The 26,128-nt window shown below is 37.4% G+C and carries 24 protein-coding genes; 12 read left to right on the forward strand and 12 right to left on the reverse strand.

The features are described from left to right. Positions 1-114: 114 nt before the first annotated feature. Genes ANA_RS11165 through ANA_RS11180 form a run of 4 tightly spaced genes read right to left on the reverse strand, consistent with a single transcriptional unit; the run spans position 115 to position 2,262 of the window. Positions 115-504, reverse strand: coding sequence for a type II toxin-antitoxin system VapC family toxin (locus tag ANA_RS11165; protein ID WP_015080170.1), 390 nt, complete (start codon positions 502-504; stop codon positions 115-117). Next, the gene (locus ANA_RS11170; protein ID WP_015080171.1) at positions 501-743 is read right to left on the reverse strand and encodes a hypothetical protein; all 243 of its coding nucleotides are present in this window, start codon (positions 741-743) and stop codon (positions 501-503) included. Before ANA_RS11170 ends, ANA_RS11165 begins: the two co-directional genes overlap by 4 nt. A gap of 56 nt (positions 744-799) precedes the next feature. After that, positions 800-1,609: a pentapeptide repeat-containing protein gene (locus tag ANA_RS11175; RefSeq protein ID WP_015080172.1), complete on the reverse strand. Its 810-nt coding sequence runs from the start codon at positions 1,607-1,609 to the stop codon at positions 800-802. 11 nt (positions 1,610-1,620) lie between these two features. Further along, entirely contained in the window at positions 1,621-2,262 is a 642-nt protein-coding gene (locus ANA_RS11180) for a microcompartments protein (RefSeq protein WP_015080173.1), read from the reverse strand. 18 nt (positions 2,263-2,280) lie between these two features. Between ANA_RS11180 and ANA_RS26550 the strand changes: the two genes are divergently transcribed. Next, positions 2,281-2,445: a hypothetical protein gene (locus ANA_RS26550; protein WP_158310524.1), complete on the forward strand. Its 165-nt coding sequence runs from the start codon at positions 2,281-2,283 to the stop codon at positions 2,443-2,445. A 4-nt stretch (positions 2,446-2,449) separates the two neighbouring features. On the opposite strand, the gene ANA_RS11185 is transcribed toward ANA_RS26550, so the two are convergent. Then, positions 2,450-3,166 (reverse strand): acyltransferase, encoded by a 717-nt coding sequence (locus ANA_RS11185; RefSeq protein WP_015080174.1) that lies wholly within the window; start codon positions 3,164-3,166, stop codon positions 2,450-2,452. A gap of 581 nt (positions 3,167-3,747) precedes the next feature. Beyond that, on the reverse strand, positions 3,748-3,879 hold the full coding sequence (locus tag ANA_RS28200; protein ID WP_015080175.1) for a hypothetical protein: 132 nt from the start codon (positions 3,877-3,879) through the stop codon (positions 3,748-3,750). 419 nt (positions 3,880-4,298) lie between these two features. Between ANA_RS28200 and ANA_RS11190 the strand changes: the two genes are divergently transcribed. From ANA_RS11190 to ANA_RS27075, 3 genes are all read left to right on the forward strand, one after another. Next, entirely contained in the window at positions 4,299-6,017 is a 1,719-nt protein-coding gene (locus ANA_RS11190; RefSeq protein ID WP_015080176.1) for a diflavin flavoprotein, read from the forward strand. 204 nt (positions 6,018-6,221) lie between these two features. Next, positions 6,222-7,934 (forward strand): diflavin flavoprotein, encoded by a 1,713-nt coding sequence (locus ANA_RS11195; protein ID WP_015080177.1) that lies wholly within the window; start codon positions 6,222-6,224, stop codon positions 7,932-7,934. Between the two features lie 105 nt (positions 7,935-8,039). Then, the gene (locus ANA_RS27075; protein WP_168651451.1) at positions 8,040-8,192 is read left to right on the forward strand and encodes a hypothetical protein; all 153 of its coding nucleotides are present in this window, start codon (positions 8,040-8,042) and stop codon (positions 8,190-8,192) included. On the opposite strand, the gene ANA_RS11200 is transcribed toward ANA_RS27075, so the two are convergent. Continuing rightward, on the reverse strand, positions 8,169-9,407 hold the full coding sequence (locus ANA_RS11200) for a DUF445 domain-containing protein (RefSeq protein WP_015080178.1): 1,239 nt from the start codon (positions 9,405-9,407) through the stop codon (positions 8,169-8,171). The genes ANA_RS27075 and ANA_RS11200 overlap by 24 nt on opposite strands. A gap of 54 nt (positions 9,408-9,461) precedes the next feature. After that, the gene (gene ubiE, locus ANA_RS11205; RefSeq protein ID WP_015080179.1) at positions 9,462-10,151 is read right to left on the reverse strand and encodes a bifunctional demethylmenaquinone methyltransferase/2-methoxy-6-polyprenyl-1,4-benzoquinol methylase UbiE; all 690 of its coding nucleotides are present in this window, start codon (positions 10,149-10,151) and stop codon (positions 9,462-9,464) included. 202 nt (positions 10,152-10,353) lie between these two features. Between ubiE and ANA_RS11210 the strand changes: the two genes are divergently transcribed. From ANA_RS11210 to ANA_RS11225, 4 genes are all read left to right on the forward strand, one after another. Beyond that, the gene (locus tag ANA_RS11210; RefSeq protein ID WP_015080180.1) at positions 10,354-11,439 is read left to right on the forward strand and encodes a RuBisCO accumulation factor 1; all 1,086 of its coding nucleotides are present in this window, start codon (positions 10,354-10,356) and stop codon (positions 11,437-11,439) included. 430 nt (positions 11,440-11,869) lie between these two features. After that, complete coding sequence (locus ANA_RS11215; RefSeq protein ID WP_015080181.1) at positions 11,870-12,937, forward strand: serine/threonine protein kinase; 1,068 nt, start codon at positions 11,870-11,872, stop codon at positions 12,935-12,937. A 165-nt stretch (positions 12,938-13,102) separates the two neighbouring features. Then, entirely contained in the window at positions 13,103-14,617 is a 1,515-nt protein-coding gene (locus tag ANA_RS27645) for a serine/threonine protein kinase (RefSeq protein ID WP_015080182.1), read from the forward strand. A 187-nt stretch (positions 14,618-14,804) separates the two neighbouring features. Then, on the forward strand, positions 14,805-15,023 hold the full coding sequence (locus ANA_RS11225) for a hypothetical protein (RefSeq protein ID WP_015080183.1): 219 nt from the start codon (positions 14,805-14,807) through the stop codon (positions 15,021-15,023). 145 nt (positions 15,024-15,168) lie between these two features. Here the strand turns inward: ANA_RS11225 and ANA_RS11230 are convergent, their stop codons facing one another. Further along, positions 15,169-15,891, reverse strand: a complete 723-nt coding sequence (locus ANA_RS11230; protein ID WP_015080184.1) for a Uma2 family endonuclease — start codon at positions 15,889-15,891, stop codon at positions 15,169-15,171. Positions 15,892-16,060: 169 nt separating this feature from the next. Here ANA_RS11230 and ANA_RS11235 point away from each other — a divergent pair, with 169 nt between their 5' ends. Continuing rightward, positions 16,061-18,340, forward strand: a complete 2,280-nt coding sequence (locus ANA_RS11235; RefSeq protein WP_015080185.1) for an ATP-dependent helicase — start codon at positions 16,061-16,063, stop codon at positions 18,338-18,340. A gap of 36 nt (positions 18,341-18,376) precedes the next feature. Here the strand turns inward: ANA_RS11235 and mutL are convergent, their stop codons facing one another. Beyond that, positions 18,377-20,044 (reverse strand): DNA mismatch repair endonuclease MutL, encoded by a 1,668-nt coding sequence (gene mutL / locus ANA_RS11240; protein ID WP_015080186.1) that lies wholly within the window; start codon positions 20,042-20,044, stop codon positions 18,377-18,379. Between the two features lie 178 nt (positions 20,045-20,222). On the opposite strand from mutL, the gene ANA_RS11245 reads away from it, so the two are divergent. After that, positions 20,223-20,558 carry a rhodanese-like domain-containing protein gene (locus ANA_RS11245; RefSeq protein WP_015080187.1) on the forward strand — a complete coding sequence of 112 codons (336 nt, stop codon included), beginning with the start codon at positions 20,223-20,225 and terminating at the stop codon, positions 20,556-20,558. A 191-nt stretch (positions 20,559-20,749) separates the two neighbouring features. Here the strand turns inward: ANA_RS11245 and ANA_RS11250 are convergent, their stop codons facing one another. Continuing rightward, entirely contained in the window at positions 20,750-21,760 is a 1,011-nt protein-coding gene (locus tag ANA_RS11250) for an adenosine deaminase (protein ID WP_015080188.1), read from the reverse strand. 225 nt (positions 21,761-21,985) lie between these two features. Between ANA_RS11250 and ANA_RS11255 the strand changes: the two genes are divergently transcribed. Then, positions 21,986-22,444 carry a pentapeptide repeat-containing protein gene (locus tag ANA_RS11255; protein WP_015080189.1) on the forward strand — a complete coding sequence of 153 codons (459 nt, stop codon included), beginning with the start codon at positions 21,986-21,988 and terminating at the stop codon, positions 22,442-22,444. Positions 22,445-22,704: 260 nt separating this feature from the next. Here the strand turns inward: ANA_RS11255 and metK are convergent, their stop codons facing one another. After that, positions 22,705-23,946 (reverse strand): methionine adenosyltransferase, encoded by a 1,242-nt coding sequence (gene metK / locus ANA_RS11260; RefSeq protein WP_015080190.1) that lies wholly within the window; start codon positions 23,944-23,946, stop codon positions 22,705-22,707. A gap of 460 nt (positions 23,947-24,406) precedes the next feature. Here metK and ANA_RS11265 point away from each other — a divergent pair, with 460 nt between their 5' ends. After that, a complete protein-coding gene (locus ANA_RS11265) occupies positions 24,407-26,059 on the forward strand; it encodes an AAA-like domain-containing protein (protein ID WP_015080191.1) in 1,653 nt (550 codons plus the stop codon). Positions 26,060-26,128: the final 69 nt, after the last annotated feature.

The following is a 26,128-nucleotide window of genomic DNA, read 5'->3' on the forward strand; positions in this document are numbered from 1 at the left end:
ACCACAACAACGGGAATACTTGAGTAATTTTGAATTTTGCTCATGATCATCTTTCCTCGTTTGCTCGTTCTCACACTCTGTATAAGAATGAATTATTGAAGACGCTGCTTTTTTTTATTTTAGTGTTTGTACTTGGGGATAATTAAGAATTTTGGCATCAGCGGTTAATAAATTGCAATTATAATACCTAGCAGTAGCAACAATCATTTGATCAAATGGATCACTATGAAAACCATTTAATTTAGTTGAATCGACTATTATGGGCAAATTTAAATTTAATAATTGCACTCCTGGATAAGTTAATGCTAATTCTAACCATTCATTAATAGCTAATGGTAAAATTAAGCGCTTTTTTTCCACTAATTTTGCTATCTCCCAACAAGAAAGAATACTAATTCCTAAATCATCTTGTTGATAATTTTCTAGCCATTGTCTATGTTGTGCTGTCAATCTTGCATCATTTTGTACCCACCAAACCCAAATATGTGTATCAAGTATAATCATTGTAAAAACTCCCAATCTTCTAAAGCTACAGGTTCAGTAGGATCATCATAGCGGTAAGGCTGAGTATTCTGTAAAGGATAAAGATTGGTATTTTGTGTTTCTAGAGATTTAATTTGATGTTGTGCGGTTTGAGGTTGTAAAATAATCACTTCCACAACATCACCAGCATGGAAAGGCAAACCTTTTAATACCAAAGTTCCATCTTCAGTTAAAGCAGTTTCGATTTTATGAGCATTCATATTATCAATTTGGTGTGTTACAGTTGATTTTATTTTAACATATTACCTCGTTACCGTTAATTGCATTTCTTTGGTGTTAATAATTCTAACTTATTCTCTAAAATCGTCCCTTTCAAATTTGCACCCTGAAAATTTGCCCCCCTAATAGTTGCACCTTTTAAATTTGCTCCTGCTAAATTTGCACCTTTCAAATTAGCCCAACTTAAATCAGCTTCCGTTAAATTGGCTTCCGTCAAATTAGCTTTAGATAAAAATGCGTTTCCTAAATGAGCTTTGGTTAAATTAGCCTTATGTAAGTTAGCTTGATAAAGTTGAGCAGTCATTAATTCTGCTTCATATAAATTTGCTTCACTCAAATTAGCAGTAATTAAATTAGCTGCCATTAAAGTTGCAAAACCTAGATTACTACGAATAAGTTGGGACGCTGATAAATCAGCACCTTTTAAATTAGCATTTTGCAAATCTGTACCAATTAAATTTGCATCATTAATCATAGCATTTTCTAGATTTGCACCACTTAAATCAGCACCAATAAAGTTTCCAAAACTTAAATCAGCCTGTATCAAGATTGCACCACTCAAATTAGCAATACTCAAGTTAGCTTTACTTAAATTAGCTTCAATTAATTTAGCTTGGTAAAAAATAGCATTACTGAGATTAGCATGACTAAAATTAGTTCGCACTAATAAAGCGTGAGCTAAATTTACTTTATTCAAATTTACTCCTTGAAGATTTGCCCCCCGCAGGTTTTCTCCTAGTAGATTTGCACAGCTAAGATCAATTTCAATGTGGGGATTTTTGTTTCTCCATTCTATCCAAGTAACTGCACCTGATCGTAATAAATTGAGATGTTGTTGATTTGCCATTTTTTACTCCTTTACTCGTTCCGCTTACCTTGAGGATTTTCTCTTCCTGGTGAATTTTCAATTGCTGCTAAAGCGCCCGCTGCTCCTGCTAAAATATCCTGTTCTGAGCCACCTAAATAAAGTCGGCCAAAACTACCTACAGCTTGAACTTCCAGAATATTAATTTGCGCGGCTTTTTCTGCTTCATTGGCTGCTAATGCAGCATAAGCCGCTGGTTCAACTTCTAATACATAAAGGGTTTGTCCTGCTAATAGCAGTTGTCCCCGACGGGTACGGTTAATTAGTTGGGTTTGATAAGCGTCAATATTACGGATAATCTGACTAGAAACTACACGAGGTTTGAGACATTCCTCTTTTTTCACACCTAGAAACGCCAAAATTGCATCTCCAGCGGCTCGCGTTTCCCCTTGAGAGCCGGAATGCACTTCTAATAGTCCATATAGCCGTTCTACTACTTGCACTCCAGGACGAACAGAAGCAGATTTTAGGGCTACGTCCGTAATCTTGTTTATTTCGATACCAGGGGAAATTTCAATCCATAGGGATGTATCCCCCGGTAATGGTAAGAAACCCTGGGCTACTGTTCCCATGTATGCGGCGTGTTGAGGTTGTAGATTGTCTAGAAATACGAAGCTGCGTAATTCTATACCCAAGGTCTTAATTCTCCAGTTATGATGGTAGATTTAGATCCCCGACTTCTCGAAGAAGTCGGGGATCTGCAATATATGAGTTTACCGTTAAAGTGGACTGATTTGGTAATTGGTGTGCCTACCCGCTTTACCCAAGTGCCTAATGCTAGAATAAAAAACAGCCAATTACCCAGACGAATCTTGTAAAAACCTAGCTTGAAGTTAATAGAGAGGAGTCTGTAAATTTAACAAGTTTTTTACCGTCTCGGCTTTTAATTACTCGTGCTGGTACGCCCACAGCTACGGAAAATGGGGGAATATCTTTAGTGACAACAGCACCAGCACCTATCACACTACCTCTACCGATAGTGACACCATCCAAAACTTTCACTCCATCTCCTAGCCAACAGTCATCCTCAATCACGATTCCTTGACTAGTAATGCCTTGGTATTTGATTAGCTGTGTTGGATCTGTAAAGTTGTGATTATTAGCATATATCCCAGTATGGGCTGCAATTAAACAATGCTTGCCAATTGTAATATTTCCGGGGCCAGCAATACAAGCACTAGGTCCAATAAAAGTATCTTCACCAATGTGAATCCGAGTATTATCTAACGCCCCAATCACCACATTATGCTCAATCACAACTCCATTTTCTAGCTGAATTCTATTATTTTTATGTCCTCTTCCATCTATACGAACTCCTTTGAAAATATAAGTTCCATTCCCAATTTCAATAGCATCAGCACCTAGAAATTCAACGCCATCTTGAAGATAAACTGAGCTACCTATGCGCGAAAAAATAGCGTGATATAGAAAATTGCGTAACTTTACACCACCAAAAATTGTGGGGATATCACCAAGAAAAGTAGTTAAAAGAAGTTCTTGGAATCTTTTCAATCTTGAGAAATGTTGCCCGTGATTCATGACTTTATTGCTGCCAACTAAATTGTGATATTGGAGATTTGTGGAATTATGAACTGCTCAAATAAAGACATCCCGTATTTGAATCTTGCCGTGTACCATATATATTTCTATGTCTGCATTTTGAGTAAACAGATCAATAGAAAATAATATGGCTAATATGAAGTTTTCCAAATATTTGAAAAACCCAACGCAAGTTTTTAAGGCTAAAAGCTATTAAATACAGGTATTATTTAATTGTTAGACATAATTCTAGAATTACAGCAGTTTGCAACTGTCTGCATTCGTTATATATGTACTACTCGGAAATTAAGGCAATACTTTTTATATTTAGAAATAATAATAAATACTGAATTTTCATGCTTTAAGGCAACATCAAATTTCTAACTATTGCTGCATATAAGTTAGTAATTTGACAAACCATTATAAGTCAGATATTCAATTACCAAATATCAAAGTATTTATTTCAATTCAATTACATCTATTTATGCTACGCTGAAATAGGCGTGAAATTTCTTCACTACCATCCAGATGTAATTGTTGAATTATTCATTAAATTTCCCAGTAAGTACAATCACTTCAAATCAAGGGGGAGTGTCTCCAACTTCCGCCATCACATTAAAATTAATCATCGGAGCAAACAAATAAATACTTCCCCGATTACTATAACGGCTTACTTGCAGCCAATTTTTAGAATCTGCCGCTGTTGTAATCATAGTATGCCAATAAAATTTACTTATGCACTCTTCCTATAAAACGCCTTGATAGTGACATAAATAATGTCCTTCTACTATCCTAAAAGAAAGTTGCAAAATAAATATAAAGTAATAATAAAGTTTAAACATAAATTATGAAGATTTAAAAGTAAACTTAGTTTTATGATTAGTATGGTTACAGCCAGGATACTCTATCAATAAGACATGAGTATAAATAATAATTACGAAAAATAGGGTATTGATTATTGCTGTAGTTTGTGATTTATTAGCCCAATTTAATCTAATTAAAAGTAAAAATTGTATCTATGCTTACAACTTTAATTTTCCGAAATATACTTTTCATTACAGCTTTAAAAGAAAATAATAGCGAGAATAGGGGCAGAAGAAATTATTGTTTATTTATTTACTCTTGTGAAATCATGGTAGCGATATCAGAGAACATTCAGAACCGATTAACTATACAAACTGTAGAAATTGCCCCTAATACCACTGCGATTCGTTCTCTTGACTGGGATCGGGATCGTTTTGATATTGAATTTGGTTTACAAAATGGTACAACCTATAATTCATATTTGATTAGAGGTGAACAAACCGTTTTAATTGATACTTCTCACCAGAAGTTTCGTGATCTTTATTTACAGACTCTCAAGGGTTTAGTTAATCCTAAAACTATTGATTATATAATTGTTAGCCATACTGAACCTGATCATAGTGGCTTGGTAGAAGATATTTTACAGTTAGCTCCCAGAGCCACTGTTTTAGCTTCTAAAGTAGCTTTGCAATTTTTAGAAGGTTTGGTACATGAGCCTTTTTCTAAGCGAATTGTCAAAAGTGGCGATCGCATAAAAATTGGCAAAGATCATGAAATGGAATTTGTCAGTGCGCCAAATTTACACTGGCCAGATACTATTTTTAGCTTTGATCGCCAAACCCAAGTTCTCTACACTTGTGATGCCTTCGGAATGCACTACTGTGATGATCGCACTTTCGACGAAGATTTAGAAGCAATTGAAGCTGATTTTCGCTTTTATTACGATTGTTTAATGGGTCCTAATGCTCGTTCTTTGCTAAATGCAATGAAGAGAATGGGTGAACTTGGTGAAATTAAAATTATTGCCAATGGACACGGACCATTACTACATCATAACCTTGATATTCTTAGAGAATGTTATCACAATTGGAGTCAAAAACAAGCGAAAACAGAAACTACTGTCGGTTTGTTTTATGTCTCTGGTTATGGACATAGCGATCGCATAGCACACGCAATTGGTGATGGTTTACAAAAAGCTGGTGTTGGTGTCGAAGTATTGGATTTAAACACCGCAGAAAGTCAAGAAATTCAAGAATTAGCCGGGAGAGCTTCTGGTTTAATTGTAGGTATGCCTTCTACCAGTGCAATCAAAGCTCAATCTGCAATTAGTTCATTATTAGCAGTTGCTAAAAACAAACAAGTTGTGGGTTTATTCGAGTCCTATGGTGGTGATGATGAACCCATTGATACTCTCAGACGCAAATTTATTGATTTAGGTATTAAGGAAGCTTTCCCGGCTATTCGCATTAAGGAAACCCCCACTGATGCTACCTATAAACAATTTGCAGAAGCCGGAAATGGTTTAGGACAATTGTTAGTGCGGGAACGCAATATTAAACAAATCAAATCTCTCGACGTGAACATGGAAAAAGCGTTGGGAAGAATTAGTAATGGTTTATATATTGTCACTGCCAAAAAAGGCGATATTAGCGGCGCAATGATCGCTTCTTGGGTGACACAAGCCAGTTTACAGCCTTTAGGTTTTACCATTGCTGTAGCTAAAGATCGCGCTTTAGATAATTTATTGCAAGTAGGCGATCGCTTTGTTCTTAACGTTCTGGAAGAAGGCAATTATCAAGACCTGAAAAAGCATTTTCTCAAACGTTTAAATCCCGGTGCTGATAGATTTGCAGAAGTAAAAACCCAAACTGCTAAAAACGGTTCACCCATTCTTACCGACGCACTCGCATACATGGAATGTGAAGTTGTTAATAGCATGGAATGTAGTGATCACTGGATTTTATACTGCACAGTTGCAGATGGAAAAGTTTCCAAACCAGATGGAATTACCGCAGTCCGTCATCGCAAAGTCGGAAATTACTATTAATTAGTCAGTTGTTAGTTGTCAGTGAATAATTTTCTTTCTTCTTTCTTCTTTCTTCTTTTTTTTCTTTCTCCTGACTCCTGACTCCTGACTCCTCATATTTACCCATCTTTCATAATTATTATGACACTTCCAGATTCATTTTCTAACGCTGTTGAATCCGCTAAAAATTGGGTTTCTCAAGTTTTTTCGACCCAACAAGCATCCATGAGCGATTCCAGACCAAGAGACGTACAAATCCTACCAATTGCTACTAACACAAAGGTGATGAGAGCGCGGAGTAAATCGCGGTTAAGATTTGAAATTGAGTATGCTCTAGAACGGGGAACTACTTCTAATAGCTATTTAATAGAATCCGATAAAACTGCTATTACAGATCCTCCAGCAGAAGGATTTACAGAAATTTATTTGGAAGCATTACAGAAAACAATCAATGTGCAAAAGTTGGATTATGTGATTTTGGGACATTTTAATCCCAACCGTGTCCCAACTTTAAAAGCAATTTTACAATTTGCACCACAAATTACCTTTGTTTGTTCTCTTCCCGCTGCGAATAATTTACGTGCTGCTTTCACCGACCAAGATATCAAAGTTTTAGTCATGCGGGGGAAAGAAACCCTAGATTTAGGTAAAGGTCATGTTTTGAAATTCTTACCTACTCCTAGTCCTCGTTGGCCAGAAGCACTTTGTACTTATGACCAACAAACCCAAATTCTCTTTACAGATAAGCTATTTGGCGCACATATCTGCGGTGAAGAAGTATTTGATGATCATTGGGAAACTTTCAAAGAAGACCAACGTTATTACTTTAATTGCCTCATGGCTCCTCATGCAACTCATGTTGAGTCAACTTTGGAGAAAATTTCCGATTTCCAAGTCAGAATGTATGCTGTTGGTCATGGACCCTTGGTACGCACCAGTTTAATCGAATTAACAAAATTATACAGTGAGTGGAGTCGCTCTCAAAAAGATAGAGAAATATCTGTAGCACTTCTCTATGCCTCTGCCTATGGTAACACTGCCACCTTAGCACAAGCAATGGCTTTAGGATTAACCAAAGGTGGCGTTGCAGTTAAATCTGTGAACTGCGAATTTGCAACCGCTGACGAAATCCGCACTGCATTGGAACAAGCAGATGGTTTTATCATTGGGACTCCCACCATAGGTGGACACGCACCTACTCCTATTCATACCGCTTTAGGAATTGTCCTCTCTACAGGTGATAATACCAAACCTGCGGGAGTATTTGGTTCTTACGGTTGGAGTGGTGAAGCTTTAGACTTGGTAGAATGCAAACTCCGAGACGCTGGCTATCGTTTTGGTTTTGATACCCTAAAAGTCAAGTTTAAACCTGATGAAGTTACTCTCAAATATTGCGAAGAAGTCGGTACAGACTTTGCTCAAAGTTTGCGAAAAGCCAAGAAAGTTCGTGTTCCCCAACAAGCTGCAACCCCCACAGAACAAGCTGTAGGCCGGATTATTGGTTCTGTCTGTGTCATTGCAGCCAAGCAGGGAGAATTTTCTACAGGGATGATGGGTGCTTGGGTATCTCAAGCTACTTTTAACCCACCGGGAATTACGGTAGCGATCGCTAAAGATCGAGCCGTTGAATCTCTATTATATCCTGGTGGTAAATTTGTCTTGAATATCCTCCCTGAAGGTGTTCATCTGGAATACATGAAGCATTTTCGCAAGAGTTTCCAACCTGGAGAAGATAGATTTGCTAACTTCCCCAAAGCCGAAGCGGATAATGGCTGTACCATCTTAACAGAGGCTTGTGCATATCTAGAATGTTTAGTGCAGCAGCGGCTAGAATGCGGTGATCATTGGGTAATATACGCAACCGTAGACAACGGTAAATTACTCAAGCCTGATGCTATGACTGCTATTAACCACCGGAAAACAGGCTCATACTATTAATTAGTAATTGCGATAAATTATAGAGCCGTCTAGGAACATTACCAAGGCGGTTTTTTGTAGTCTTTGAGATTTTAAAATTTGTAAAAGTAAAATGTCAGTTGTCAGTTGTTAGTAGGGGCGAAGCATTGGGAAGATAAATTATCGGTCATTGCCAAAAATAGTTCTCCAAATGCTTCGCCCGTACAGTTGTCAGTTGTTAGTTGTCAGTTGTTAGTAGGAATTCCCAATTCTCAATTACATAGATTGACTCAAAAATAGAAATCCTACTTGCAACAAACCGACAACAAAACCTAAAACACCACCTAAAGTGACAATTGCTTGTAATTCATTTCTGACAATTCCCTCAATAGCATCTTCTAATTCAGCAGGTGAGGTGGCTTTTACTCGTTCCACAATCACTTGATCTATAGATAAAATAGGAATTGCTTGAGCAACAATAATTTCTAAATCTTGAGTTAAATACTTTTCTAAAATTAATGCTAAATCCCGTGCCACAACTTCTAAAGAAGTGTTGACAACGGCTGAACTACTTAAGCGATTTAACAAGACAACAGAAATTCTTTCCCAGTCAGCCGATTCTGTTAATTCTTTGAGCAAGTCCCTACCACTATTTTGGAGATATTCACGCACACTATCTCTAATCGTTTTTCGCAGTTGACGGACTGTACCAACAGGAAGATTTTGCAAAGATAAATTTTGTAATAATTCCTTAATGCGATCGCGCATTTTTAAATCTTTAATTAATTCTTGCAATCTTTTATTAGTTGCTTCCTTTTCATCTAAACAAAATGTCCGTAACCGAGTCAAAGTATTCTTCAACCCAAACAGATTTGCCACTACCCAATAAGTACCACTGGTTTTTTCGCGAAAACTCTCATCAATGGTGTGAATTGTCCGATCTGTTAAAAAATCAATAATAACTTGTCGTAATCTATCGGGAGGTAAAACTATCTCTAATAACCAATCAGCTAACCGGACAGATTGTTCTTCACTAAGTTGAAACTCTAATAATACCTTATCAAATATTTGGTTAATTTGCGTCTCTAAAAATGTTTCTTGTCGCGCTAAAACCTTCAAAAGACGTGGTAAAGATTCACCCAATAAATCACGTAAAACTCCCGCCAAAATCTTAGTGCTACGAGGGTTTTTATCACCTTTAACTTGATCAACTACCAGACGTAATAACCAGAAAATTCCGCCTTGTAGTCGTTCAGGTTGCAGGAGTCTTCGCGCCAGATTTTGCATTTCCTCTGGAGTCAGTAGCGATTTCATAATCGCATTAGCAATATTTTGTCCTAACCGTTCCTGATTACTAGGAATTAAACCTGGCGTAAACGGGACTTTTTTCCCCAAAACATAAACTGCTTTATAGGGACGGAATAACATTTTTATGGCTATGTCGTTGGTATAATAGCCAATTAATCCACCCAGGATTGGGGGTGAGATATACAATAAAATTCGAGACAAATCCACAGGCTTTTGGATTAGGTAATGGGTAGTGGGTAATAGATAATGGGTAATTACCAATCATCTAATTACTACTAATACTCCCATCATACCGTTAGCAATGGGATAGTGTGTGACATCCACAAAACCAACTTGATGCGCTAATTCTATTTGCTCTTTCCCAGTAGGAAAGCGGTCTAAACTGGGGCTAATATAAGCATATTCGTCTTTTAAGCCGAGATTAGTGGCCATGGGAACTACAAGATTATCTAAATACCATTGTTGCACTGCGCGGAACTGTTGATTGCGGGGACGATGAAAGTCTAAAATTGCGGCTTTAGCTCCTGGTTTGAGAACACGGTATATTTCTTGGAGACTACTAGGAATATCTTTAACATTTCTTAATCCATAACCCATAGTGGCTGCATCAAAATAATTATCATCAAAAGGTAAATTTAATACATCTGCTTCTACCCAATTAATAGGAGGTAGGGGATAGTAATTTTTGCAGCGCTCTTGAGCAGTATTCAGTAAGTTGGCAGAAAAATCAACTCCGTAAACTTGACCTGTTACCCCTACATGACGTGCTAACCGAAAAGTTAAATCACCACTACCGCAGCACAAATCTAAGCCAGTATCACCAGGTTTAGCTGCGCTCCATTTGACTGTCATTTCTTTCCAAAGGCGGTGTTGTCCCCAGCTTAATTGATCGTTAAGTTGGTCATAAACAGGAGCAATACGATTAAATATAGCGCGGACTTCGTTACTCATTTGTTGAGGGAGTAGGGAACATTAAGTTTTTTGGCACTTTCAGGGGTTAGGCGTTGACAGCGAACTTGGTTTATATATCTCACTTATTTTTTCTGACTATTTTCATAATTAAAACACACATAATAGAAGAATATAGTTTCCCAACTTTATATTTCTTCGCACTCATCAGACAGTATTAACTTTAAAGACGCACTTTTTAATTATGACCGAAACACAGCCCAATCTTCAAAATCCTGCAGAGGATACAGCACAGACAGCCACAGAATTATTAGTCAAGCTGAGACAAAAACAGGGGACTTGGGTGGAATGGGGACAAGCGATCGCTTACCTGCAAAAAAACGGTTACAATCCCCAAGATATCTTTGAAGCCACAGGATTTGAACAGATTCAACAAAATCAGGTGATTGTTGGTTCTCAGGTTTACAATTCTCTGGAAAAATGCGGCTCATCACCAGAAACATTAGCATATTACCAGTACAAAAGTAGTGATGTGTTATATGAGTTACGTGGACTAACTCAAGAAGACCGAGCCAGGACTGCGGATTTGACATATCAATACAAACTTGATGCCGATGTAGTCAGGGATATAGCCAAAGCAGTGAAAGACTATTCTTGGTTTCCTAGTTTACCAGAAGGTTTTAGTAAACATCCAGGAGATGCGATCGCTTATCAATCCTGGAAATATGCTAAACAAAAATCTGACTTATCCGAGCGATCGCGCTTAATTGCCAAGGGATTACGCTTTGCTCACTCCGAAACAGCCAGAAAACAACTAGAACAACTGTTAATGGATTTTAGCGTTACGGCTAAAGTAGCACCGCCTATTTTGCCATTTTATCGGCTAGAAATTGATGAAGACTTACCCCGGATTTTACCAGTAGTAGGTGAATTGCCATTAACTCCACAGGAATTAAAAGCCGTACCATTTATTACCGAAATTCAACCCTTTCGCATTGTTAAATTTGCCGGAGAACAAGCTTGGGTATCTTTACCAGGTTGGAAAGTGCTACTAAATGCCGAAGATCCTGTAGTTGTCATTGGTAAAAGCGATATTTTCCCCAACCCCCATCAAAACAAAGTTGAACCAATTATGATCGTTATAGATCGCGCTCAAAGAGAATGGGATATTTCCAATTACTTTGTGTTTGAAAACGGCGATAGTATTGACTTTCAATGGTTTGAAACTGCACCAGCAATTCCCTTGTTAGGAAAAATGATTGTTTTGGTTCGTCCTAAGAAAGTATTGGATGAAGAATATACCAAAGATGCTTGGCAGATTGACGAGTAATGCAATAGGAGACTTCCAAGAAATAAATTATCCCAAGAAACGAACCACAGAGGCACAGAGTACACAGAGAGAGAATTTTTGCATCAGTTTTGGGACATTTTTTTATTTGGAAGTCTCTAGAAGTCACCGAGTCAGAAAGAAGAAATTAATTTAACAGTTTTGCGTAGATGTGTAAGGGTTTAGCAGTGCTAAACCCCTACCCGTACAATCAAGTAGTTAAGATATTTTTATTATATAAGCAGGTTTAATAGAAGACCAAGGGATTATTTTCTGTTGAAAGTTGATGAATTACGCATTGAAGATGTGATTCTTATATTAAGAATATGGCATGGGAAGGAGTTTCGTGATTTTGGGTAGAAACTGAAGCTAGATAGAGACTACACAAGCTTTTTGTGCGAAAATTAATCCAAGTATTTGGGGAGTTGCAAAAATGGCTTGGGTAGCAGGTGATCAGTTGCAAGGTGGAAAATACACTATTGAGAGAAAGTTAAAAACAGGACGATTTGGCATTAATTATATTGCTAAAAACAAACAGCACGATTTTCTGCTGCTAAAAACTTTAGATGTTAATTCACTTACATCTCTTAATCAATTAGAGAAAGAACGTTTAGAAACTATGTTTATGCGAGAAGCGGTAAAACTTACCCTTTGTCAACATGAACATATTGTCAAATTTTACGAACCTTTTAAAGAAGCAGGTTATTCATGTTTAGTAATGGAATATATTCCTGGAGAAACTTTAGATAAACTGGGAAAAATTTCTTCAGAAGAAGCATTAATTTATATTCAACAAATTGGCGCGGCTTTAACAATTGTACATCAACATCATTTAATTCATGGAGATGTACAGCCAGAAAATATTATTTTACGTGCGGGAAAATCTGAAGCTGTATTAATTGATTTTGATTTAGTTTTAGATTTTGATCATGAATTAACAACGCGACGAGTTAGAGAAAATGTCGAGGGTTTTGCATCTCTTGAGCTTTGCACTAAAAATACTAAACCAACCGCAGCTAGTGATATTTATTCCTTAGCTGCAACTTTTTATTATGCCATAACTGGTCAACTTCCTGAAACTGCTTTAAAACGTAAAATTGACAATAAACGTTTAACACCACCACAAGAGCTTATTTCTAGTATCAGTAATGAATTAAATCTAGCAATTCTTAAAGGAATGGAATTAGAAGCCAAAAACAGACCAAAATCAATAGAATTATGGCTAAAACTATTAAATAGCAATTCTTACAATGCCAATGCAGAAAGTCAAAATGCCAATGCAGAAGATCAAAATGTCAATGCAAAAGGTCAAAGTACTAATGCAGCAAGTCACACTAATAACGGAACAGAAAACAAACTTTCTGTAAATTGGGATAAAAGAATGCAGATTTTAACATTAGTTATAGCTGCAATTGCAGCTTTTGGGGGTTTACTTCAAGGTATAGCTAGTTGGAAGAGTTCAACAACACCACCTCCCAATCCTACTTCTACCAAAAAATAAACAGTTTTTAATCAATAAATAGCTTTTTTTAATTTAATGAAATACAAAGTTATCTGTGTTTATCTGCGTCTATCTGCGTTTAATTCTTTTTTGTATTTTACTTAAATCAGAATTGCTGTAATTTGCTACTCAAAATTAGTATTAATTTGTAAATCAGAGGTGTTTATGACTTGGGTAAAAGGACAAGAATTACAAAATGGTAAATATGTAATTCAGCAAGTTCTCGGACAAGGAGGATTTGGAATTACTTACCAAGCATTACAAGTTAATTTAAAGCGGTCAGTTGTCATTAAAACACCTAATGAATATCTGCAACATGATCCAGATTATGAAAAATATATAGAAAAATTTATTGCAGAAGGACAAATATTAGCAGAGTTATCTAAAGATCCTCATCCTCATATTGTTGGGGTAATTGAACTATTTCAGGAAGGTAATACCTATTGTCTAGTCATGGAATTTATACCAGGTGAAAATTTATTTCAAGTAATTAACCGTAGTGGAGCATTACCAGAAGCAGAGATTATAACTTATATTCGCCAAATTGGAGCAGCTTTGATAAAGGTACATAAAGCGGGTTTAGTGCATAGAGATACTCACCCTAGAAATATCATGATACGAAATAATAGTAAAGCAGTTTTAATTGATTTTGGCATTGCTAAAGAAATAATTTTTTTAAGTAGAACGTTGACAGATAGAGATGCTAATAGGGAATTTGCACCTTATGAACAGATATTTAAAGGAAGTAGAGATCCACGAGTAGATATTTACTGTTTAGCTGCTAGTCTTTATTATGGAGTAACTGGTCAATACCCGACAAATTCTTTAGCTCGTAAAGTTGGTAGAGAGCGATTAATTCCACCGCAGAAAATTATTTCTGGTATCAGCAAGGAATTAAATCAAGCAATTCTCAAAGGTATGGCGTTAGAAGCAAAAGACCGTCCTCAGTCCATGCAGTCATGGATAGAAATGTTAAATTACAAGCATAAAATTCCTAATACAGTGGCAAAAGGTGGTGATGCAGGAAAAAAAATTGTTAATGTAGTGGTAAAAGGTCGCAATGCAGGTATAGAAATTGTTAATGCAGTGGCAAATATTGTTAATGCAGGAACAAAAATTGTTAATGTAGTGGTAAAAGGTCGTAATGTAGAGGCAAAAGATCCAACAGTAACACCTCCACCTCCAGTTGAAGATACTTACAGAAAAGAATACGTTTACTCTAGACCTACAGTAGAGGAAGAAACTATTAGGAATAAACCAGCTAAAACAATTCCTTGGGTTTCGTTGACTATATTATTATTGACTTATTGGCTAATTGGCTACATCATAACCGGCGTTAATACTCCTTTTTCGGTTTGGGCAGTGGCAGTGGCTTGGGCAGTGGCTTGGGCAGTGGCAGTGGCTTGGGCTTGGGATGTGACTTGGACTCTGGTTGGAGCTATGACTGCGGCTGTAGTTGGGACTGTGGTTGGAGCTATGGGTGGAGTTGTGGTTGTGGGTGGGGTTGTGGGTGGGGTTGTGGTTTGGGCTATGGCTGTGTTTGTTGCTGTGGCTGTGGCTGGGGAAGGATTAGAAAAATCATTTAACAAGTTTCATTCTTTTCTGATTTTAGCTGGCACTTCCAACATCGGTTTAGGTTTAGGATGGATAGTATACCGACTCTTTAAGCTGGTTGGATAGTTTGTATGATCTATACAAGAAGTAAATAGAAACCGTATTCTTGGGTAGAGTTAGATAAATGATCCCTAGCTTCCTTAAATAGCCCAAAAACCATCTGCGTTTATCTGCGTTTATCTGCGGTTAAATTACTCCATAAATTATAATCTATTTAAAGAAAGTCAATTAAATCAAGAGAACCTAAATTAGGGTGACATTAGAACAGGCAATTTTAACTGTTAATCAACTTCCTCTTGAACAAAGAGAAATGTTATTAGAAATTATTAAAAATCAAATGATTGAATCTCTTCGTGAAGAAATTGCTGAAGATGCAAAAAAAGCGATTTTAGCCTTTCATAAAGGAGAGTTAAAACCTCAATCTATGGAGAGTATTATTGTTGAATTACAAGCAAGTTTAACAGAAGATTAATGAGAGAATTAGTTTTAACGCCTAATATCAAATTTAGTCATCTTTAGATGACTTTTGCTATTAGACTGGGAATTCATTCTCAGTCGGGCTATTTGTTTTTACTTCCATTAAATCCAAAACCGTCACCATTACATTTAATTTAATATTACGCTTCTGGTTCAATTCCCAAAGCCCGTAATTGTGCAGCCAAGCGATTTGCTCTTTCTTCACCAGTTAATAACAAATTACCTTGCAAATCCCACCACCGCAGCCAGGGTAATTCTGCATTCTGATATTCTCCCTGCCATAAACCTAACTCCACACCCATAGGTGTAATTGAATAATGTCCTCTTTCATTTGCTGACAATAACTGATATTCTCCACCAATTAATTCATAAACTTCTATACTGGCTTTATTCACTTCATAAATGCCGTAAAAAGCGGGTTTAATCACCTGTTCATAAATCCATAATTTACCCTTCCAAGGAGTTTTATCTCGTTCTTCTGCACCATTACCAGAAACAAATTCTAAAGCAACTAATGGCGAAATATGTTCTAACCAACGCACATAAGAACGTCGGATTTTACCATCTAGTAAAGGTGGGACATTGGGTATATAAAACCAGTCTGGAGCTAGTGCGCCAATTTCTGGCGGCTCAGTAATGCGCCAATAAATAGCACTATTTTGACCTATAATATATTGTCGGTCTGGATGATGTTTTTGTAATACTGGGTTGATAGAATCAGTTAGTAGAATACTTTGGGGATGTTCCTGGAAGTTTTTCACAAATGTGCCGTCCGACTCTGGTAGTTGGGTATGATCTGGAAGAGAGGTTTCTGGGTAAGGGCGTAAGTCTTGATCTTCCTGGACATCAGTTGTAAAAGTCATTATGTCCTCCTGCTGGTGTGAGGTTTATTCTAGTTTAGCAAAATTAGGGGGTAAAGCGATCGCCCAGCGCTCCGCAGGCATCGTACGATGTAATAAACCTACCCCTGTAGATATTCCTCTCATTGAGGATATTAACTTAAATCAAATTACACAGCTTGTATAAAAACTAATGACTAATGACCAATCACCTATTACTAAATTAACAGAGAATATCGCCGTCATTCGCGCCCAACTGCGCCCAGGACAGACACAAATGGCGGATTGGCAATCAGGTCCATTGGCGGTGTCTGCTGTGCCTGGAGCGGGCAAATCAACGGGAATGGCGGCAGCCGCAGCGATCGCTATTGCTCGTCAATATGAGTATTATTTAAATACAGGTAATAAGGATTATAAACAGTTAATTGTTGTCACCTTTACCCGTTCTGCAACTGCAAATATTAAATTTAAAATTCGGGAAAACTTAAAAAAATTATCTTTACCACAAACAGGATTTGCAGTTTATACTTTGCATGGTTTAGCCTTAATTATCGCTAGTCGTCATCCTCATTTATCCGGGTTACAGTTAGAAAATGCGACCTTAATTACACCGAATCAAAGTCATAAATTCATTCGGACAGCAGTAGAACAATGGATTGCTAATGATCCAGAAATTTATCTACGTTTACTTGCAGGAAAGCAATTTGATGGAGAAGAAACCGAAAAACTCCGTCGTCAGTCAGTGTTAAGAACGGAAGTATTACCAGATTTAGCTTATACGGTGATTCATGAAGCGAAAAGTTCAGGAATATCACCCGCAGATTTATTCAAGTGGAGTGAACAAACTTCAGATAAATATGGAATTTTGAAAGTTGCAGCCGGATTATATGCACAATATCAAAAAATCATGCAGTTGCAAGATTTCATTGATTACGATGATATGATTTTAGGGGCTTTAAAAGTTTTAAAAAATCCTAGTACCTGCCGCATTGAACAAAATAAAGTTTTTGCTGTTTTTGAAGATGAAGCTCAAGATTCTAGTCCCCTACAAACAGATTTATTAGAAATACTCGCTAGTCAAGAATTTGGAGATAACTTAGATAAATCAGCCTTAAATTTAATTAGAGTTGGTGATCCTAATCAAGCGATTAATTCCACTTTTACACCTGCTGACCCGATTTATTTTCGGGAATTTTGTGAAGATTGTCAAACTAAAGATAGACTGGCAGAAATGGATCAAGCTGGTCGTAGTACACAAATAATTATTGATGCGGCTAACTTTGCTTTAGAATGGGTAAATAATCAGGATTTTGTCAAAACTAATCATAGACAACCACCATTTAGAATTCAGAAAATTCAACCAGTTAATCAAGAAAATGGCAATCCTGAACCTGTGGGACAAGGTTTGGAACTTTATACTCCTAGAGATATTCATCATACAGTTGAATTACTTTCCCAAAGAGCAATTGAACTATTTACAGAAAATCCCCAAGCTTGTGCAGCGATATTAGTGCGAGAAAATCGTCAAGGAAGATGGTTAGCTGCGGCTTTAGAACCAATATGCAAAGAACATAAAATTAAACTTTATGATGTGGGAGAAAAAGAACGCCGTTCTCATGTTCCTCAAGAGATCTTATCATTATTACAGTTTTGTGATCGTCCCCATTCTCCCGATTATCTCAAAGCTACTTTAGATGTTCTCGTCGAACGGCAATTAATTCCGACTCAAGATATTAACACTCTAGCTAGTCTACCCGAAGAATTTTTATATCCAAGTCTTTTAAGCGCACCCCAAATAGAAATAGTGCAAAAAGCAGCTCATCTTTGTCGGAGTTTACTTAGGGCTTATTTAGAACTACCATTTTATCAAATAATTTCCTTTTTTGCCTTAACTTTAAAATATGATCAGGCCGAATTAGCTACTGCTGATAAACTTGCAGAACGGGTAAATTTGCAAATTTTTGGGAATAGTTCTATGGGGGCAATGATATTAGCTTTAAGTGAAATTGTCAGTTCCGAAAGATTTGAATCTGTAGAACCAGAGAATGTGGAAGCACAATATACTAAAGCAGGGCAATTAACAATTATTACCATGCACAAAGCCAAAGGGCTAGACTGGGATTATGTATTTTTGCCTTTTCTTCATGAAAATTTAATTCCTGGCAGATTTTGGATTCCCCCCCAAGGACAATTTTTAGGTGATTTTACTTTATCAGAAGTCGTCCGCGCCCAAATTCGTGCGGGACTTCACAAAAAACCTATACCTGATATTCCTCAAGCTTGGGAAGAATCAAAATACCTGAAAATCGCCGAAGAATATCGCTTACTTTATGTTGCCATGACTAGAGCCAAAAAACTTTTATGGATGTCTGCGGCTCAAAAAGCCCCCTTTACCTGGAGTAAACCGGAGAATTTACAAACATCAGCCCCTTGTCCAGTTTTTGCAGCTTTAAAACGGCAATTTCCGCGCTGAAATTGGGACGGGACTAAAATAATACTCTGATAAGCTTCAAATCCCATGACTTTTCCCAATTACCCAATTCCGGCGAAAAAACCGCGCTAATGCCGATTCTTCTAAAGATAAATAAATTGGTCTACCATGAGGACAGGTCCGCGGGTTGCGGGTTTGTTGCCAATTATCTAATAACGTCTGCATTTCTGGTAAACTCATTTTTGTACCATTGCGAATTGCACTCCGACAAGCAACAGCAACTTGAGCAGTTTGTAAATCTCCTCCCCAACTTAACTCTAAAATGGCATCAGCAGCATCTTCTCGTTGTTTTAACATATTAGGGATGTTTCGCACTGCCCAAAGTTTATCACCAAAAGGTTCAATATCTAAACCAATCCGTTGTAATTGGGAAACCTGCGCTGGTGATAATTGATAAATAATAATTGGAGTTTCCACAGGGACTAATTGCCAATTATCACATAATTGTTCATATAATACTCGTTCATGGGCTATATGTTGTTCTACTAGCCACATTCCTCCAGAATGTTCAGCCACAATATAAGTATTACTCAGTTGAGCAATAGCTTTTAAATAATTTTGATTTTCATTACTTTGGAAATTTTGAGAACTTTGAGAATTGAAATTATATTCACCTTTAGATTCTGCTACTTTTAATAAATTACTAACTCTGGTTGTGTGAACAGATTCTTTTATATTAGTTTCCGAAATCCGCAATGATTTATCAATGGCTTCAGTAATTTGTTCTTGCCAAAAAGGTAGTTCATTCAGATAAATTTCTGTTTTCGCTGGGTTACGATTCCAGTTAATTTGTTCAGGGGAAATAGTTAAATGTAAAAAACAAACAGGATAGCGATCGCGTGGTAATGTTTTATGAAAAGCTGAAAATATTGTCTGTTCTAATTCCGGCGATTTAATCATTCTCCCATTAATTGCCACTTTCACCCAATCAGGACGATGACGATGACATCTATCGGGTAATCCTATCACTAAATGCAAAGACCAATTTTCCCGATTGGGGATTTCTAAATTTACCTCATGTAAATCATCTTGTCGGACTTGGGTGAGAATCTGGGGAATTAGTTTTCCCACAGTTAATGCGGGACAAATCGTAAACCATTCTTTATCATTTTGCCAAACTTGATAATTAACATGAGGATGACATAAAGCTATTTGTTGAATTATCCCTTGTACAGCTTTTAATTGCTGATTTGTCGGAGGTAAACCTTGACGACGGTTTTCACAATTAGCAAATAAATTATTAACTGTTACGACAGTACCAGGAGCGATCGCCGCAAAGTCTACTTCTGTTACTTCTCCTTCATTATTGTAATTAATTCGCCAGCCTTCACTTCCCCCTAAAGGACGACTTAAAACTTCTAAATTTGCCAGAGTTGTTAAACTATGTAAAGCCTCACCCCGAAACCCCAAACTGTTAATCTTCCATAAGTCTGCACTAGAATGAATCTTACTGGTACTATGTGCAGTTGCGGCTTGTTGCAAATCATCCAAATTCATCCCATGACCATTATCAGCCACCCGAACTCGCCACAGTTGCGGCCATAAAGAAACAACAATGCGCGTTGCCCCAGCATCAAGAGAATTTTCCACCAACTCCCTGACAACAGCTACCAAAGAATCAATTACTTCTCCTGCCGTAATTAAATATACAACTTCTGTTGGTAAAGCTTGAATAGTAGATACCATAGGAGGAATTAACAATTAAAAATTAAAAATTAAGTATTTTTTGCATCTAGAGAACATTAGCTTACAATATTATGATTACAAAAGATTAATTTTTAGAATCTGCTGTCATTCTAAAGAAATCCGCATTAAGAAGAGATATTTGGTAGATTTCTGATGATATTAGCCGCAGAAAAAACTTATGAGTATTGATTTAGTTGCTGATGTTAATGACTTAAAGACAAGTCTTCAATGGGGTCAACCTGCTTTTACAATTATTGATGTGCGCGATCGCTCAACATACAATCATAGCCGCATCACAGGAGCGATTTCTATCCCCCTCAATGACTTAGAATCTCGCGCCCAAATATCCCTCTACAGAGAACGCCAAATCTATGTTTATGGCGAAAATGACAGCCAATCAGCCCAAGCTGTGAGAACCTTACAATTCCTCGGTTTTACCACAGTAGCTGAACTGGGCGGTGGCTTATCAGCCTGGAAATCCATTGGTGGTGCTACAGAAGGCGTAGAAGGTTAAAGGAGTAGGGGGAGTTGGGGAGGTAGGGGAGGTAGCGGATAAAAGAATCTTGCCTCCCCCAACTCCCCAACTCCCCCAACTCCCCAACTCCCCAACTCCCCCAACTCCCCAACTCCCCAACTCCCCAACTCCCCAACTCCCCCAACTCCCCCAACTCCCCAACTCCCCAACTCCCCCAACTCCCCTGTTCCCTACTTCAACAACCCAGTTAACAAAGATGCTGGACGTTGACTGTGAGGCCAAGCAAAAGCATGGCGGAAAGCTGCATCTTGACAAGCTTGTAATTGTTGAAAATTAATAATGTCGTAAGTCAAAAGATTTTCATATTCAAACGGGAGACGCATATTATGTAATCCCGCATTATCCGTACAAATAGCGATATCAACTCCCGCTGCAAAACAGCGGTCAAAAACTAACTTGAGTTGGCGAATATCCTGTAAAGTTCCTGTTTTCAAGTAAGTTGTCGGACAAACTTCTAAACATTGTCCTCTTCTGGCAATTTCTGGCAGCAATTCAGGATATAAAAGCGGAATTTGGATACCGTGACCAATTCGCATTAAATAGGGTAACAATTCGGGATAACAACCATCCTTAGTTTCATAAAGATGCCCCGTGGTGTTAATACCCAGTGAATGGGCGTAATTATATAAACTGATCCATTCTGCCATTCTTTGGGCATAATAGCGATCGCCACCAGCCATATCTACCGCACAGACATATTCTCTATTTTGCGCCGCCAAATCAATAATTGCCTTATTTACCTCAAAAGATAAACGGGAGTGCATACAAAGAATTTGACTAGTAACAATGGGATATTCGGGTACATGACTAGATTTACCCACAACATCTACAATCTCCGCCATCTTATCAATTCTTTCACCTTGACTTAAATGTTCAGGAGTTCGCAAATAGGGAGTATAGCGTAATTCCAAATAAGCCAAATTCTCAAAAATATATGCACCGCGTAATAAGCGGTAAATGAAGTAAGGTAAAGTCTCCACCGTTTGCACACTTTCCACAAGGGTATGCAATTCTAGATATTCATCCAAAGTATTACGAGGACGAGTATAAAAATCTTCAAACTCTGCATATTCACCAAAGCGAGAAATCAACTCAGTATTATGACGCTGGAAATATCGCCATAGGACACGAGGGACAACGGAACCACCTAAATGCCGATGTAATTCTGCATATAAAGCCATAGTGGTATTTCACCAGAAAAATTTCATCAATCTTAACAAAAACCACTATAAAAAACTAGGACTTACGAATTGACAAAGTTTACCACTTGTCTATTCCCAATTGCTGATTTATAAAAAGAAATATCAAGCTTGTAGTTTAAATCAACATTTTTTCGCCAATTAGTGAGATAATGAGTTCGTGAGGACAAGAACAGACATAACTATATTGTGAGAGGGGGAAATTGTATGAAACTTCAACTATTAGCCGCTATGGCCTTGATAACTCCCCTGTTTCTAGCTAATTCAGTTCAAGCTGGAAGCCAAAAAGATTTACAGAAACTTTTGTCAACTAGAGAATGTATCCAGTGTAATCTATCAGGACTCAACCTCAGTGGCACTCATCTAATTGGTGCAGACTTGCGAGGCGCAAATCTTCAGGGTGCTAACCTTACAAATGCTAACTTAGAAGGTGCTGACTTGACCGGAGCAAACTTAGCAGGTGCTAACTTAACATCAGCCTTTGTTACCAACGTCAATTTGAAAAAAGCCAATTTAAACGGCGCAAATCTTACCCGCGCCACAGTCAATGATTCCAACGTCTATCAAGCATCAATGGACAATCTTAACATTACCGATGCTGGCATATATAACACAGGGATTGGTATTGGTGGCGAAGATGGAGCTATGTTCCCTGATTGGGATTAATAACAAACCTGCCTGCCCGGAACTTAAGTTCCGGGCTAAAAGCTAAAGTGCGTTAAAACGCACTCTATTTAATTCAAAATAAAAAAATTATCCTATTTATGCTAAAATAGTCGGTTTAAACCGACTTCAGCTTTTAGACAGGGAATTTATTCCCTGGCTGGTGGGCGTTAAAACTCTAGGCGGGCTATTCTCAAAAAAGAGGCTATAGATAATTAAATTGTCTATAACCTCAAAGTAAATCTTGTTATCAAACTAACTGATTAAGCAAACGCCGCTTTCTTTAATACATCCACTTTATCAGTGTGTTCCCAAGGTAAATCCAAATCAGTTCTTCCTAAATGACCATAAGCCGCAACGTCCTGATAAAAACGTCCGCCTCTTTCACTTGGTAAGTTACGTAAATTGAACACATGGATAATTCCCGCTGGACGGAGTTCAAAGTTTTCTTTGACTAAGTTCAACAGAATTTCATCATCCACTTTACCTGTACCGAAAGTATCAACAAAGATACTGACAGGACGCGCTACACCAATGGCGTAACTTAGCTGCACTTCACATTTTTCTGCTAACCCAGCCGCAACAATATTTTTAGCTGCATAACGAGCCGCATAAGCCGCAGAACGATCTACTTTCGTGGGGTCTTTACCGGAGAATGCACCACCACCATGTCGAGAATAACCACCGTAGGTATCAACAATGATTTTCCGTCCTGTTAAACCGGAATCTCCTTGGGGTCCACCAATGACAAACTTCCCAGTGGGGTTAACCAAAAACTTGGTTTCCTCACTTGGTTTGATAGCAATATCACCAAATATAGGTTCTACTACTTCTGTCCACAGGTCAGCCTTAATCTTAGCCTGTACCCCAGCATCATCGGTAATATCCCCAATGGTAGCTGTATGTTGGGTAGAAATTAAGATGGTGTCAATGCCTACAGGTTTGCCATCTTCATAAACAATGGTAACTTGGGTTTTACCATCAGGACGCAGGTAAGGGAGAATACCAGCTTTGCGAACTCCTGCCAATCTCCGGGCAATGCGGTGTGCTAAACTGATGGGTAAAGGCATCAGTTCTGGGGTTTCGTTACAAGCAAAACCAAACATTATCCCTTGATCACCAGCGCCGATTTTGTCGAATAGTTCTTCACTATCCTCGGTTCTGGCTTCTTTAGCAGTATTTACACCTTGAGCAATATCCGCTGACTGTTCATCCAAGGCAATTAGAACACTAGCGCTATCCGCAGAAAAGCCGTTACCAGCGTCAGTATAGCCAATTTCCGCAATTTTTTTACGGGCAAGATGGACATAATTGACATGAGCTTTAGTGGTAATTTCTCCAGTAATTAGCACCAAACCAGTATTGACTACAACTTCTGCTGCTACACGGCTATTAGGGTCTTCTGCTAATAGCGCGTCAATGATGGTATCCGAGATTTGATCACAAATTTTATCTGGATGACCTTCTGTAACTGACTCGGAAGTAAATAAATAGCGTCGAGACAAAGGAATTTCCTCCTGATAGATTCTTTTCACTAATGAAATACATTAGTTACTAATTTCTGAAATCATAACAATAATTACAGTTTTTGCAATAAGTATCTTTTATCCCAGTGTCTAAAGGCTTGTATGTATAACAAGAGGCACTCAGATCCCCGACTTCTCAAAGAAGTCGGGGATCTTGTTGTTCAAGTTCTAAGAGGATGTTTTAAAAGTTTTTAATGTGTAAACAGACCCCTCTCCAAACCTCTCCCCTACCAGGGGAGAGGCTTTAAAACCCCCATTCCCTTGTAGGGAAGGGGGGAAGGGGGGTTAGGTTTTTGGAGATTATGGGTTTCATATAATACTTTTCAAACAACCTCTAAATAGCCTGAGATTTGATCACCGTTACGGTTTTGGTAACTATAAAGGATACAATACTTCACATACACAGTATTGGTAACTATATCTTTATAAAACGACGGTGATGAAAAAAATTCTTATTTTAACCGCTAACCCCACCAACACAAAACCGTTGCGTTTAAGTGAGGAAGTGAGGGAAATCAAAAGTGCTTGGGAGCGTTCCCTAAACCGTGAACAATTTGAAATTAGTATAGGAGAAGCAGTCCGTCCTCAAGAATTTCGTCGTACCCTATTAGATCATAAGCCAGATATTGTGCATTTCTCAGGACATGGTGGAGGAGAACAGGGTTTAGCTTTAATGGCAGATAATGGAGAAGCCTTTTTAGTCAAAGTTGCTCCTTTAGCCAAATTGTTTAAAGCATTACAAGAAATCTTTTTTATTGATTGTGTTTTTCTCAATGCTTGTTATTCAGATGTACAAGCAGAAGGTATTTATCCTTATGTTAATTATGTCGTCGGGATGAATCAAAAAATTGGTGATCAAGCCGCTAAACAATTTGCTATTGGTTTCTACGATACTTTATTTGCAGGACAATCAATTAAAAGTGCTTTTGATTTAGGATGTAATGCCATTGAAATGGAAAATATTCCAGAGCATTTAACTCCGGTTTTGAGGACAAAAGATGCAACGACTAAAAAAGCTTTTATTCAGGGTGTACCTGAGTCGAAATCTGAACCTATTCAACCAAGAGATATTAATATTCCTTTTGAAAATTTAGATGGTCAAGTTCCTCTAAATTCCCCTTTCTATGTTGAACGTCCTCCCATTGAAGCTACCTGTTACACTGCTATTGTAAAACCTGGGGCATTAATTAGGATTAAAGCACCTCGACAAATGGGGAAAACTTCATTAATGAGTAGGATTTTACATCAAGGAGAAAAGCAAGGTTATCAAACAGGATTTATTAATTTATGGAGTCGAGAATTATTTAAAAATCTGGATAGTTTTCTAGAGTCTTTTTGTGCCAATGTCAGTTTAGAATTAGGGATTGAAGAAAAGATAGATCAATATTGGAAACCTCAACGTTATAGCAGTCAAACTAATTGTACAAATTATTTCCAATCCTATCTTTTAAAAGAATTGAAACAGCCTGTAATTCTAGGATTAGATGAGGTAGATAGAATCTTTCAATATAGTGAAATTGCTGATGAATTTTTCACTATGTTACGTTCATGGCATGAAAAAGGCAAAAATAATGAAACTTGGCAAAAACTGAGATTAGTTATTTCCCATTCTCAGGAAGTTTATATTTCTTTGGATGTGAATAAATCTCCTTTTAATGTGGGTTTACCAATTGATTTAAATAAGTTTAGTTTAGCACAGGTTCAGGATTTAGTTAAACGACATGGATTACAATGGTCAGATACAGAAGTTAATCAATTAATGGGGATGATTGACGGTCATCCTTATTTGGTGAGAACGGCATTATATCATATTGCTACTAGCGACTTAACTTTAAAGCAATTTTTAGCAATTGCTCCCACTGAGGAAGGATTATATGAAGACCATTTGTATCGTCATCTTTTGATTTTAGAAGAAAATAAACAACTAAAATCAGCTATGTTAAAATTGGTTAATAGTGATGATGCCGTTACCTTAGAACCGATTTATGCTTTTAAATTAAAAAGCATGGGATTGGCAGAATCAAAAGGTAATAAGGTAATTCCACTATGTAATTTATATCGGCTTTATTTTGGCGATCGCTTGCAAGATTAATTGATGTCATTTAAAAAGCAAAATTTAGGTACTAGTAAAGTTTTGTTACATGATGTTTGATAGAATAGT

Source organism: Anabaena sp. 90, assembly GCF_000312705.1.
Lineage (GTDB): Bacteria > Cyanobacteriota > Cyanobacteriia > Cyanobacteriales > Nostocaceae > Dolichospermum > Dolichospermum lemmermannii.

Excerpts from the sequence above, each read along its gene's own strand:
- ANA_RS11165 (WP_015080170.1), bottom strand. The coding sequence starts at position 504 with ATGATTATACTTGATACACATATTTGGGTTTGGTGGGTACAAAATGAT.
- ANA_RS11170 (WP_015080171.1), bottom strand. The coding sequence starts at position 743 with ATGAATGCTCATAAAATCGAAACTGCTTTAACTGAAGATGGAACTTTG.
- ANA_RS11175 (WP_015080172.1), bottom strand. The coding sequence starts at position 1,609 with ATGGCAAATCAACAACATCTCAATTTATTACGATCAGGTGCAGTTACT.
- ANA_RS26550 (WP_158310524.1), top strand. The coding sequence starts at position 2,281 with ATGATGGTAGATTTAGATCCCCGACTTCTCGAAGAAGTCGGGGATCTG.
- ANA_RS11185 (WP_015080174.1), bottom strand. The coding sequence starts at position 3,166 with ATGAATCACGGGCAACATTTCTCAAGATTGAAAAGATTCCAAGAACTT.
- ANA_RS28200 (WP_015080175.1), bottom strand. The coding sequence starts at position 3,879 with ATGATTACAACAGCGGCAGATTCTAAAAATTGGCTGCAAGTAAGCCGT.
- ANA_RS11190 (WP_015080176.1), top strand. The coding sequence starts at position 4,299 with ATGGTAGCGATATCAGAGAACATTCAGAACCGATTAACTATACAAACT.
- ANA_RS11195 (WP_015080177.1), top strand. The coding sequence starts at position 6,222 with ATGAGCGATTCCAGACCAAGAGACGTACAAATCCTACCAATTGCTACT.
- ubiE (WP_015080179.1), bottom strand. The coding sequence starts at position 10,151 with ATGAGTAACGAAGTCCGCGCTATATTTAATCGTATTGCTCCTGTTTAT.
- ANA_RS11210 (WP_015080180.1), top strand. The coding sequence starts at position 10,354 with ATGACCGAAACACAGCCCAATCTTCAAAATCCTGCAGAGGATACAGCA.
- ANA_RS11215 (WP_015080181.1), top strand. The coding sequence starts at position 11,870 with ATGGCTTGGGTAGCAGGTGATCAGTTGCAAGGTGGAAAATACACTATT.
- ANA_RS27645 (WP_015080182.1), top strand. The coding sequence starts at position 13,103 with ATGACTTGGGTAAAAGGACAAGAATTACAAAATGGTAAATATGTAATT.
- ANA_RS11230 (WP_015080184.1), bottom strand. The coding sequence starts at position 15,891 with ATGACTTTTACAACTGATGTCCAGGAAGATCAAGACTTACGCCCTTAC.
- ANA_RS11235 (WP_015080185.1), top strand. The coding sequence starts at position 16,061 with ATGACTAATGACCAATCACCTATTACTAAATTAACAGAGAATATCGCC.
- mutL (WP_015080186.1), bottom strand. The coding sequence starts at position 20,044 with ATGGTATCTACTATTCAAGCTTTACCAACAGAAGTTGTATATTTAATT.
- ANA_RS11245 (WP_015080187.1), top strand. The coding sequence starts at position 20,223 with ATGAGTATTGATTTAGTTGCTGATGTTAATGACTTAAAGACAAGTCTT.
- ANA_RS11250 (WP_015080188.1), bottom strand. The coding sequence starts at position 21,760 with ATGGCTTTATATGCAGAATTACATCGGCATTTAGGTGGTTCCGTTGTC.
- ANA_RS11255 (WP_015080189.1), top strand. The coding sequence starts at position 21,986 with ATGAAACTTCAACTATTAGCCGCTATGGCCTTGATAACTCCCCTGTTT.
- ANA_RS11265 (WP_015080191.1), top strand. The coding sequence starts at position 24,407 with ATGAAAAAAATTCTTATTTTAACCGCTAACCCCACCAACACAAAACCG.